The organism is Nostoc sp. UHCC 0870 (assembly GCF_022063185.1).
Taxonomy (GTDB): Bacteria; Cyanobacteriota; Cyanobacteriia; order Cyanobacteriales; family Nostocaceae; genus Trichormus.
In genome coordinates this window covers 873,518-884,919 of record NZ_CP091913.1, presented here as the reverse complement: position 1 = coordinate 884,919, position 11,402 = coordinate 873,518, and the positions used below count along the sequence as shown (strand labels likewise).

Genomic DNA, 11,402 nt, shown 5'->3' with positions numbered 1-11,402 from the left:
AAATTAAATCACATCTATTTCGAGTGTAGCCTGAAAACTGACAAAGGGCTGAGTCCTATGGCAATCCTATTTAATTTGTGAGAATTGCGAAAATTCAGAACCCCGGTTATTAGATATAGAAAATTCTTGAGTATTACAGTAAAAATTCAGTATTTTAATTAACATTCAACCGAAGTGATTTTAGTAACCTCCAGAGGCTAAAAAATCAAAAATTGTTTGAGCTAACGCTTTCGATGCCAAATATGGCACACCATTACCTATAGTTTTAAACATATTCGTAAGTGACATATTTTCTGGCAGAACAAAATTTTCAGGTAAAGATTGTATTGCTAAAGCTTCCGCCACAGAAATTCGCCTGGCTTTATATGGATGTAGATGGACTTCATTATTGCCATAACAAGCAGTAGGAGAATAACGCCATCTATGTAACCGTTTAAAAGATTTCTTAGAATCATCTCCTTCGGCAATACTGGTAAATCTTTTCATTCCTGCTCTTGGTTGAAAGTAATGCTTCGCGTTAGGATGCTCTGAAACATTATTTTTTCTAAACCAATATTCAACTGTAAGTTTTTGAGGAATACCATCAGGACAAGGAATTACAGAATCCTCTTGAAATGGTTCATATTGACTCCAAGGGTAAGCAAAAATTTTTTCTTTAGGATATACAATTTGACTTGTCCAAGGAAAATACACTTCCGATAATCCAGAATAATTACTAATTTTTATACCTATATTTTTTATAAACCCTTTTTTAAAGCCTAATAAAATAATTCTGGATCTATCTTGAGGTACACCATATTCAATAGCATTAATTAACCGTTCTGTTAATACATAATTTGCATCTTGTAACTGTAGTTTCAGTGATTCAAAAAACAAACGATGTTTCTTTGTTCGCCACAAACCTTTAACATTCTCAAATAAAAAGAAATCTGGTGAATTCTGACAGATTAATTCTACATAAGCTGCCGAAAGCTTGCCATTTTCTCCTAAATAGCCCCGATTTTTCCCCCCAATAGAAAAATCAGGACAAGGTGGACCACCAATAAATCCCACAATATTATTTAACTTACGACAATCCTGCACTAATTCCCCAAGACGCTGTGCTTCTAACCCATCAATAAGTTTATTTACATCTGCTGTTTCTCCATGATGATATCCGTATTCTGGCAATGGTGATTTCAGCACCTCCCGTGAATAACGATATGCTGCCATGAATGGGGAAAATATTTCATTGACATAAACGATATTAAAACCACTAGTTTCAAAACCTAAATCTAGAAACCCTGAACCAGAGAAGAAGGAAAAAATACAAGGAGAAAAACTCATTTTTATATTTTATATGAATAATAAAAGTTATTAATTAACTAGAAATCGTGCAGTAAAAATAGTTCGCAGGTATTCAAAAAATCATGGACTATAATCTTACAGTATTAACAAAAGCACGGTAATTTAAGTGTTTTGGCAATCTCCAATGATTTACATAAGTTCTTTTGATGATAGCAGAGATGTTGATTAATGGTAAGATTTGGAGAATTAAGAGCTTGTTTTTGAGAATCTTAGAATTAGTTCAATCTCTTGCTTTAGATACCCAAGATCACATATTCTTAATAAATAGCAAAGTGAAGCCCCGAAAGTAATGTATGTGTCCAGAAAATCTTCTTAGGTTGCTCAATTAGTACCGAAAAAAGGCACTCCCTTTCGTACTCTTGATACTCTTTTCCTGCAAAAATAATTACGCTCTACCCTTACTCAACAGATAATACCCGTGTTAGAAGCTTTTATATTCGCCACAATATTATGCGGATTTTTCGGCATCATTCTTAAAAAGAACCTGTTGATGAAGATTATCTCAATGGATGTCATGAGTACCGGGGTTATCGCCTATTACGTGCTGATTGCATCACGAGATGGTTTGTTTTCCCCGATTGTTGGCAAAGTTGCAAATGCTGCGTACTCTGATCCAGTTCCCCAGGCGGTGATTTTGACAGCGATCGTCATTGGCTTTTCAATTCAAGCATTAATGCTGGTCGGTGTTATGAAGCTGGCGCGGGATAATCCCACATTGGAAACCAACGAGATTGAGAAGAATAATACGCCATGACTGCCATTACGATCGCCTGGATTGCACTACCATTTTTTCTGGGGTTCTTGATTTTTCTAGTCCCCAAACTCAACCGCCATTTGACACTGTGGGGGTCTATTGCTTCCGCCGCCTATGCGTTGCAGTTGTTTGTCGAGCCAACACCCCTCACACTGAAGTTACTCGATAATTTTGGTGTGACGTTGGAAGTAGATCAATTAAGCGGCTACTTTATCTTAACCAATGCCATAGTGACGGCTGCGGTAATTATCTACTGTTGGCGCAGTGATAAGAAGGCTTTTTTTTATGCCCAGATGATTATTGTGCATGGTAGCCTGAATGCAGCCTTTGTCTGTGCGGACTTTATTAGTTTATACGTAGCCTTAGAGGTAAGCGGGATTGCAGCTTTTCTGTTAATTGCTTATCCCCGCAGCGATCGCTCAATTTGGGTGGGTTTACGTTATCTGTTTGTCAGCAACACAGCCATGCTGTTTTATCTGGTAGGCGCGGTACTGGTTTATCAAACACATCATTCTTTTGCTTATGCAGGTTTAAAAGACTCACCACCAGAAGCGATCGCCCTCATATTTTTAGGACTATTGGGGAAAGCTGGGATATTTGTCTCAGGATTGTGGCTACCCTTAACTCACTCTGAATCCGACACCCCAGTATCAGCTTTACTGTCGGGAGTTGTCGTCAAAGCCAGCGTTTTACCATTATTGCGCTGCGCTGCTATTTCCCCAGAAATTGATACCATAGTCAGAATTTTCGGTGTAGGGACGGCTTTGATGGGAGTATCCTTTGCCGTCTTAGAAAAGGATAGCAAGCGGATGCTAGCAATGAGTACGATATCGCAATTGGGCTGGATACTCGCCGCACCAGAAGTAGGTGGTTTTTATACATTAACCCACGGACTGGTTAAATCCTCACTTTTCCTAACAGCAGGTGCTTTACCCAGTCGCAACTTTAAGGAACTGCAACAAAAGCCAATCGATACCAAAATCTGGATCATCTTAGTCATAGCCAGCCTCTCCATTTCCGGCTTGCCCTTATTATGTGGCTTTGGGGCGAAGGTGTTAACCATGAAGAATCTGCTACCCTGGCAAGCGATCGCCATGAATGTAGCAGCAGTAGGAACAGCCATCACCTTTGCCAAATTCATCTTCCTACCCCATACCCAACAGGGGGAACAACTGGTAAAACCTGGTTTTTGGCCAGCAGTGGCATTGTTGATTACTGGGCTAGTTGCAGCTAATGTCATCTACCTACAGGCATATAACATTGCTGACATTACCAAAGCGATCGCCATCATTGGCGGAGGCTGGTTAGCTTATACTTTCATTTTTCAACGGGTAGCAGTATCTCTACCTCGTGTACTTGAGCAATTCGACCATCTCATTGGCATGATGAGTCTGATTTTAATCCTACTGTTTTGGATGGCGTTAGCATGATTGGGCATTTCATCTTACGAATGGTAATTTGGCTTCTACTCACCGCTAATGTGAGTTTGACAAATATTCTCATCGGTGTAGCCATTGCCCTGTTACTACCACGCGGTTACACATCTCCTGAAAAATTGAAAGATTGGCTACAGGTATTAGTTAAAACCATTGTGGCGATTCCAGTGGCTTATATTGAAGCCTTTGAAATCATGTTCCGTCCCCATAAACAGGAAGATATGATTCTGGAACGAGTCAAGCCCAAGCGATCGCCGAATCTCATCTTTTTGGATATCTTCATCATTACCTTTACACCCAAAACCATTGTCGTGAATTACCGCGAAGATGCTTGGTACGAAGTCCACCAGATTCAACGGAGGAAGAAAAAACCATGAACCTGGAAATAGTCATAATTGCCATGATTGTGGCCTTACTCATCCCCATCTATGAAACCTGGAAGAGTGATGATATCTGGCAGATCATGTTGGCTTTTGGCAGCATCTCCAGCAAGATAGCCATCATGATCTTGTTCGTATCTGTTCTCCGCGATGATTGGATGATTGGGGTGGTAGCGGTGATTATTTTGAGTGTGGGTAATGCTGGCTTAATGCTACTAGCGCAAATACTGAAACGATTGAGTGACGTATGATCAACATTCTTAGTTATACCTGTATATTCATCGGTCTGATTTTCTGGTTTTGGGGAACTACTCATCTAATTAGCGATCGCTCAGTCTTATACAAACTGCATGGTCTTTCCGTCGCTGACACTCTCGGCTCAATGCTGATGATCGTGGGATTGCTGCTGAAGATACCCAGTGAATGGCCGTTGCTCATCCTTGGCATTATCTCCTTAGCAGTCTGGAATACCATGTTGGGTTACGTATTGGCGCACTGTTCCTATGAAGAGGGTGAACATGAATGATAGCTATATCTATATAATTATTGCCCTACTGCCCTTAGCTGGTGGGATGTTGGTAACTCAAACTAATCCATACCATGCTTTAGTCATTCGTGGCGTATTGGGTGCAGTCGCCGCCTTAGTAGATGCGATTTTAGGCGCGGCAGATGTGGCTTTAACTGAAGCCTTGATGGGGAGTATGCTAGCAACTACCCTCTATGCAGTGGCGGTACGTTCATCAATGGTGATGCGTCTGGGGGTGATCCAAGATGAGTCAATTGAGGCACAAGATAGAGATTGTGAAAAAATCATCGATAATCTACGTACCGTTGTTAACAAACACTATCTGCGTTTAGAAATCGTTCCTTACACGAATACCCAAGCTTTGCAGAGGGCGTTAATCGATCAAGAAGTTCACGCTACTTGTATTTCTACAGCACAAAGTCAGCAGAACGGCGTAGGAGATGGGGAAAAAATGCAACCCTATCACACAACAACCAGAATCCAACGCCTTTATGACATCATGCAAACCGAACTTTCTACACCACAAACAATCCTGTCCTATGTAAACGTTTCAGACTTACAGGAGCAGCATTCATGAAATGGATCTACATCGTAGCGGGGATAGCACTGTACGTCAAAATTCTGGTTCTACCCCATCCTGATATCGATTCGTCACAGATTTCTATTGTCGAATTGGTCGTCAAAGATAGTGGTGTTCCCAATGCAGTCTCAGGGATTATTTTCCGCAATCGCTTATACGACACCATCTTTGAAGTCGTTGTATTTTCGATCGCCATCTTGGGTGTAAACTTTCTTCTGGCCAATGAGAGTCCGTCCTGCACAATGTATCAGTTCAAAGACCAACCATCTATTGTTCTGGCGCGTTTGGGTGCAACAATCACCGCCTTAGTGGGTATTGAACTAGCGATTCGCGGACATCTCAGTCCTGGCGGTGGTTTTGCGGCTGGGGTAGCAGGTGGAACTGCGATCGGACTAATAGCCATAACCTCATCTTACCCCTGGATGCAGGAAATCTACCAACGTTGGCACGCCGCCACCTGGGAGAAGGTTTCGGTATTAGTTTTTATAGTTCTCTCGGTAATTACTCTAGCAGGATACGAGTTACCACATGGAGAATTAGGGGCTTTGTTTAGTGGTGGTATTCTCCCCATATTAAATATCATCGTCGCCATCAAAGTCGCCTTGGGTTCTTGGGCGGTAGTTTTGATTTTTATCCGTTATCGAGGATTGTTGTAAAAGGCTGGGAAATTATCACTACCATGTGTTGACATTGTATATACAATAGTCTAGATTAAATATTAGGCGTTGCCAAAGTGAACTTGCTCAATTAGGCAATCCCAAGCAGCGTGACATAAACATGGATAGAGAAACAATGGTTTCCCGTTCTAAAATGGATAACCTTGGTCGTAACCAAGTAATTAATATTAGAGTTCAAGAACAACAACGGGATTTAATTGATTATGCCGCATCTATTCTTGGCAAGAGCCGTTCTGACTTTATGTTAGAAGTAGCCTGTCGAGAAGCGGAGAATGTCATTTGTGGCAACACCTTCTTTGCCTTAGACGAAGAAAAATATCAAGAATTCCTGGCGATTTTGGATTCACCACCTCAAGCGGATAAAGAACTTCGTAAATTCTTATCGACTAAATCGCCTTGGGATTAATGATTAAACAAACCAAAACTATTAATCCTCCTCAGCTAATTACTAATGAGCATAATGTATTAGATTTTAATTCTAAATCAGAAGCTCTGAATCAATGGCTGAAGGAAAAAGCTTTAAAAAATGAGGGAGACACAGCCAGAACTTATGTAGTTACTATTAAAAATCAAGTAATCGGCTATTACTGTTTAGCAACTTCCTCTGTAGCTCATGTAATAGCTACTAGCAAAGCGAAAAGAAATGCACCAGACCCTATACCTTGTATGCTTATTGGTAGATTAGCTGTAGACATAAAATGGGAAGGTCGAGGCATAGGTTCTGGCTTATTACGAGATGCTATTTTTCGGATTTTAAAAGTAACTGAAATAGTTGGTATTAGATGTATTTTGGTTCATGCTAAAGATGAAGAAGCCAAAAATTTTTATTTAAAACATAGATTTCAAGCATCACCAATAGAACCATTAACCCTAATGATAACTATAAAAGATATTCAAGCCAGTCTTAAAGATTAACTACTCATATAATTTTTACTTATACTTAATTCAGAGCTTTACATAACAACATTTTCTGTTGCCTGTAAAACTCTCTTGCGTCTTATTATTCTGATCTAATTTGTAATGTCTAACCAGAACTCAGGTTATTAAGCAAAGGCGTAAAGTTTCTCTTTGCGTCTTTGCGCCTTTGCGCGAAATTATCCCACAACTTCTGGTACTAACCGCTTCATTCCTTGCTTCACAAAACCTTGCAGAAAAGCTAACTGCTGATTTTGTTGGAAGACATTTTGCAAGGTTTGACGCAATTTATCTAAGTTCAGACTATTACCAGAATCTAAAGCAATTTCCTGTTGCTCAAAATAGGTAACTAAACTCAAACCAGCTACTCTAGTTAGATAAGCAGCACTCACACCCTGCACTAAACCACCAGCAACAAAGGTGACAGCATTACTTTTGAGAACAGTGCTAATAGCTTTAGTAGAAAGTTCCACTAAACCCAATTTCAGCATCAAACTTCCCATTGTTCCCGCTACAGTTTGCGCTTGTTCCAGGGAAAACTTCTGCTGATAGATATTACCTAAATCCATCACCATTTGAGCATTAATCGCCGCCGTGGCCAAAATATCGAGTGCGGGAACTGGGTTAGCAAAAGCAGCAGCCGCAGCTATCCATTGATATTGTTCAATAATTGGCGTAGCGCGATCGCATCTTACCCTATTCAAACAATTTTTCGCCTCAGCTTTCAACAAAAATGCCTGTCTGGTGGTAGTTGTCCACACCAACGGTTGACTTTGCTGCACCAAAATTTCATTTAATTGCTGCGTCAACTGCTGTATATCTGGTGCTGGCTGTTCCATCCACTCTTGCACAGTACCATCAGCCTGATGTTTCCGCACTTTTACAACCACGGGAGAAGCTGCAACAGCGATTACATTATCTTGCATTCGCTGTTTTAATGACTGCAAGATGCTAGCACGTTCATCTGGCAAATATTGGTCTTGTTTGTTGAAAACTAAGACTTGTGGCTGATTGACTGCTTTTAATTGCTGCAAGGCTTGAAATTCTGAATCAGTCAAATCACCGTTGGTTAAGAACAGAACCAAATCTGATTTTGTTACTTCTGTGAGAATAGCAGCATCAGAGTGTTCTATTTCTCGCAATAAAGGTGCTGTTTCTTGCAATGTGACTTTTTGCTGTGTTTCTTGCCAATTGCTAGACTGTAGCACCTGAATTAAGGTACTTTTACCAACGGATTTACCACCAGTGACAGCTAATCTCAAATCTTGTCTGTCTAACTCTAGAGGTAGTTCGGCTAACTTTGTTTTCAGTGTCTCTAAAGCTGGATGGTTCTCTGCTTCTTGCGCTAACTGGTTAATTACTGTTTCAGTTTTAGCGATCGCACTAACTGCTGCTTCCCGATCTGTAATCATACCACTTGGCTGTTCGGCAATTTCTTGCGGGAACTTGCGCTTCCACAGCCACAAACCACCACCAACCGCTAAGAGACTTAATAAACTTAGCTCACCTACCTGCATAATTGAATGATGCCAACTTTGCACCATCCATAAGGAAAAGGATATACCCAATCCTCCGACTAAAATTGGTCGCTGTAACTTCACAACCATGATTCTCCGCGCTTTTTGGAAGATCCCAACTCAAGAATAGATCAAAACCCTGCTTCACCGAATTGTACAGGTGAAAAGACAAAACTTTCTTTATCTACAGCCTGTAAGATTAACTCCCAAGCCTCACGATATTTTGCTGAACGAGGTTTACGCTGTCGTTTTTCAGTTTCAACAAGGTGTATTTCGCTACCATATCCGATAAACACATCTACCGGGAAGACATAAAATATATCAAGTGGTTCTATGTAGGCTAGGGCAAAATCAAAGTCTGATGGCTGATATGCTGCTCTCAGCATGAGTCGGCGATTTGTTTTAGTGCGGCGATTGTCTACAACATAATTACCAGATGCCTCATGCAACCAAGCATATTTTACTTGGATTTTAATTAGAATTCCCTCTATATCAAATACCAAATCGTATGCTAACCGATCTCCAATTGGTCTTAAGACACCCCAGCCACGCTTTAAGGCATTAAGAACAGCAGCTTGTTCTGCTATGTCTCCCCTCAGTTTTGTGTCCATTCGTTAGACGAGATAGCTTATATCAGCATAAAACAAAACCCTATAATCTTTAAAAATTACAGGGTTTTATTTTTCATTTGGTGGCGGGAAGTGGATTTGAACCACTGACCTTCGGGTTATGCTTACCATCTACAACTTTCGTTGCCCAGATTAACTGGTTTGTGGTCTGGACTGTCCCTTCACCCTCGGCATTATCGTTAGGGTGCCTGCCTTCCAGTCTCTACACCTTCTCTGTTTCCAGAGCTTGGTTCGGGATTACCGCGCTAGTGGCTTCCCCGAGTTTGACAGGTAATCGCACATGAGTTTCTCCATGTACCGCCCACTGCAAAACAAACTAATAAGCGCGTAATCAGTTTTGCCAGTTGAGCCCGACGAGCTACCAGGCTGCTCTATCCCGCGTCGCTCTTCGACTTCTTTACTATAACGCGAAATCTCAAGTTTGGCAACTATAAAAACGATAATTCTCCAACAACCTCTAGACGCGTGTATTTGCCTGGGTTCATAAACTTTTCTGCCAAGCTTTCGGCCGCGCTGGGAGTAATCCAGCCCATCTGTTGCAGCAAGTGAATCGCGACGGCATATTTGGCTCGTTTAGAACCATCCATAACTTTAATTGCCAATCCCATGCCTTCACCGAGTCTGCCAATACACTGAACTCCTTCTGCGCCAGATTTACTTACCAGTTCTCCTGGGGTGAGACGCATCAGTTCTGTATCAAATTCGCCATCACCTGCCACCATTGATGGATGGTGGGTCATAGCGCGGATAATACGCTCCATATCTAAGTTAGTGCTAGAGGCTAACAACGCATATAAGGAAGCTATTTGACCTAGTTGCATTAGATAGGTGGGTGCGCCGCAATCGTCATGTGCGCTGATAAATTCTTCGGCGGGCATCCGCAGCAATTCAGCGACCTTACCGACAATTAATTGCTGGATTGGGTGCTTGCGTTCCAAGTAATTATTCAAAGGCCAGTGACGTTGTTGACAAACAGCCAACATCCCAGCGTGTTTACCAGAACAGTTATATTCTAGAGGACTGCGCTTGTCTTTGGGGATGGGACACTGGAGGGCAGAGGGGTCAAGATCGGCTCGCCACAGGATGTTAAATACCTGTCGTACTTGTTCGATACTTGCCTTATGAGAACTGGTAATGATAGCCAAGTCGCGATCGCTTAACTCATAACGTTCCAGTGTGCCTGTAGTGGTGACAGCCAGTGCTTGAAATGGTTTTAGTGCTGAACGGACAAAGGTAGCTGTTTCTGCATTGCCAGCAACAGTTAGCACTCGTCCCCGTTCGTCGCATACAACCGCCTGGACTATATGCCTCGATTCAATAATACCTTCCCGCAACAACCGGACTTCCAGTGCTGCTGCTTGAGTTCGTTTTCCCATTGTCATGGGTTAAATCTATCACTTTTTAGTTATTAGTTAGTCGTCATTAGTCCCTAGTCATTAGCTAGTGACTAATGACTATTTAAAACAAATGCCAAACTATACTACCAGTAAGAAACATTCCCGCCAAGCCAGCAAAGGTAAATTGTAACCGTTGGAGAATAGGTTTGATTTCATAGGTGACAATCAAGCGATCGCGGTTCAGAACTTCCTGTGGCTTGAGCCAAGTTTGACCGTCGTACCAACCTGATTCTTCATAGAATACAGTCGTACTGTGTAGGCGATCGCGTACATATAGCCAGCCTAGATACAAACGTACTAATCCCAAAATTACCCCCACACTGGCCCCAGCTGCACCACACAGCAGAAAATGAGCTAGCTGTTTGGTTGGGGGAAAGCTAGCTGCGGCTACTGGCCCAGCTATCAACCATGATAAAGCCCAAATCCAAACCAGTTTTTTGATATACTGCTGCTCATTTAAGGTGCAGTCACGAAATAGCCAAGAGGTTTTTAGCTCTTCGTACTCATTTAGCGGCTGTTGTTCTGTAGGTACTGGGCAATTTGCCAGTGAGGAATTCATCATAGGGGACTATCACCACCTTCTTGCGAGTTGGGAAGGGAAATACGTTCTGCATGAATCCAGAATGCTTCTAAATTATAAAATTCCCGTTCCTTTGGCATCATAATATGTACAATTACGTCGCCGTAATCTTGTAATACCCAGCTACCTTCAGCTTTACCTTCTGTCCGCAAAGGACGGCGGTGACACTCACTTTCGACTTCTGCTTCAATTGCTTGAGCGATCGCCCTCACTTGCACTTTAGAATAGCCAGTTATCATCACAAAATAATCTGCTAGGTACGAGACCTCTCCTACCTTCAGCACTAAAATGTCACCAGCTTTGCGATCTGATGCAGCATCGGCGATCGTGAGAGCAAGCTTTCCACTCTCATCATTTTCACCTACTGAACTTTTGACTGCACTCTTAGTGGCAGAGACGGATTGTAATGGTAAATTTCCTTGGAAATAATCAGACATTAAACCTCAGGTACTTTATCCCTTTTGTTACGTTTTTTGAGAATTACTGACAAACCACAACCAAGCGATAATTGTGTATGTTGGTTTTTTTGAATACTAACAAAAAAACAGGTGTTTATGGGATTGGCTCATATATTGCAACACTGATGAGAGCCTTTTACAGATGGGATTTTTGTGGCGTTCCATCCACCAAAGGCTACCTATCAAACCGATCCAATCATCCAGAA

Annotated in this window: 15 protein-coding genes; 9 read left to right on the top strand and 6 right to left on the bottom strand. The window is 41.7% G+C overall.

Translation table 11 applies throughout. The features are described 5' to 3' along the window. Positions 1–180: 180 nt before the first annotated feature. On the bottom strand, positions 181–1,326 hold the full coding sequence (locus L6494_RS03800) for a DNA cytosine methyltransferase (protein WP_237991526.1): 1,146 nt from the start codon (positions 1,324–1,326) through the stop codon (positions 181–183). A 439-nt stretch (positions 1,327–1,765) separates the two neighbouring features. Between L6494_RS03800 and L6494_RS03795 the strand changes: the two genes are divergently transcribed. The 9 genes from L6494_RS03795 (at position 1,766) to L6494_RS03755 (ending at position 6,615) form a co-directional block, all read left to right on the top strand. Beyond that, positions 1,766–2,101, top strand: coding sequence for a cation:proton antiporter subunit C (locus L6494_RS03795; RefSeq protein ID WP_237991525.1), 336 nt, complete (start codon positions 1,766–1,768; stop codon positions 2,099–2,101). Continuing rightward, a complete protein-coding gene (locus L6494_RS03790) occupies positions 2,098–3,531 on the top strand; it encodes a cation:proton antiporter (protein ID WP_237991524.1) in 1,434 nt (477 codons plus the stop codon). Before L6494_RS03795 ends, L6494_RS03790 begins: the two co-directional genes overlap by 4 nt. After that, entirely contained in the window at positions 3,528–3,914 is a 387-nt protein-coding gene (locus tag L6494_RS03785) for a Na+/H+ antiporter subunit E (protein WP_237991523.1), read from the top strand. The genes L6494_RS03790 and L6494_RS03785 overlap by 4 nt, the downstream gene beginning before the upstream one ends. Continuing rightward, positions 3,911–4,168 (top strand): hypothetical protein, encoded by a 258-nt coding sequence (locus L6494_RS03780; RefSeq protein ID WP_237991522.1) that lies wholly within the window; start codon positions 3,911–3,913, stop codon positions 4,166–4,168. The genes L6494_RS03785 and L6494_RS03780 overlap by 4 nt, the downstream gene beginning before the upstream one ends. After that, positions 4,165–4,443, top strand: a complete 279-nt coding sequence (locus tag L6494_RS03775) for a monovalent cation/H(+) antiporter subunit G (RefSeq protein WP_237991521.1) — start codon at positions 4,165–4,167, stop codon at positions 4,441–4,443. The genes L6494_RS03780 and L6494_RS03775 overlap by 4 nt, the downstream gene beginning before the upstream one ends. After that, the gene (locus tag L6494_RS03770; protein ID WP_237991520.1) at positions 4,436–5,020 is read left to right on the top strand and encodes a DUF4040 domain-containing protein; all 585 of its coding nucleotides are present in this window, start codon (positions 4,436–4,438) and stop codon (positions 5,018–5,020) included. The genes L6494_RS03775 and L6494_RS03770 overlap by 8 nt, the downstream gene beginning before the upstream one ends. Beyond that, positions 5,017–5,679, top strand: a complete 663-nt coding sequence (locus L6494_RS03765; RefSeq protein WP_237991519.1) for a Na(+)/H(+) antiporter subunit B — start codon at positions 5,017–5,019, stop codon at positions 5,677–5,679. Before L6494_RS03770 ends, L6494_RS03765 begins: the two co-directional genes overlap by 4 nt. 121 nt (positions 5,680–5,800) lie before the next feature. After that, the gene (locus tag L6494_RS03760) at positions 5,801–6,106 is read left to right on the top strand and encodes a type II toxin-antitoxin system TacA family antitoxin (protein WP_237991518.1); all 306 of its coding nucleotides are present in this window, start codon (positions 5,801–5,803) and stop codon (positions 6,104–6,106) included. Further along, positions 6,106–6,615, top strand: a complete 510-nt coding sequence (locus L6494_RS03755; RefSeq protein WP_237991517.1) for a GNAT family N-acetyltransferase — start codon at positions 6,106–6,108, stop codon at positions 6,613–6,615. The genes L6494_RS03760 and L6494_RS03755 overlap by 1 nt, the downstream gene beginning before the upstream one ends. Positions 6,616–6,794: 179 nt before the next feature. Here the strand turns inward: L6494_RS03755 and L6494_RS03750 are convergent, their stop codons facing one another. From L6494_RS03750 to rsfS, 5 genes are all read right to left on the bottom strand, one after another. After that, the gene (locus tag L6494_RS03750; protein ID WP_237991516.1) at positions 6,795–8,222 is read right to left on the bottom strand and encodes a YcjF family protein; all 1,428 of its coding nucleotides are present in this window, start codon (positions 8,220–8,222) and stop codon (positions 6,795–6,797) included. A gap of 41 nt (positions 8,223–8,263) precedes the next feature. After that, positions 8,264–8,743 (bottom strand): group I intron-associated PD-(D/E)XK endonuclease, encoded by a 480-nt coding sequence (locus L6494_RS03745; RefSeq protein WP_237991515.1) that lies wholly within the window; start codon positions 8,741–8,743, stop codon positions 8,264–8,266. A 446-nt stretch (positions 8,744–9,189) separates the two neighbouring features. Beyond that, positions 9,190–10,143, bottom strand: coding sequence for an asparaginase (locus tag L6494_RS03740; protein WP_237991514.1), 954 nt, complete (start codon positions 10,141–10,143; stop codon positions 9,190–9,192). 76 nt (positions 10,144–10,219) lie between these two features. Then, positions 10,220–10,720 (bottom strand): CGLD27 family protein, encoded by a 501-nt coding sequence (locus L6494_RS03735; protein ID WP_237991513.1) that lies wholly within the window; start codon positions 10,718–10,720, stop codon positions 10,220–10,222. Continuing rightward, positions 10,717–11,175 carry a ribosome silencing factor gene (gene rsfS, locus L6494_RS03730; RefSeq protein WP_237991512.1) on the bottom strand — a complete coding sequence of 153 codons (459 nt, stop codon included), beginning with the start codon at positions 11,173–11,175 and terminating at the stop codon, positions 10,717–10,719. The genes L6494_RS03735 and rsfS overlap by 4 nt, the downstream gene beginning before the upstream one ends. Between the last annotated feature and the right edge of the window lie 227 nt (positions 11,176–11,402).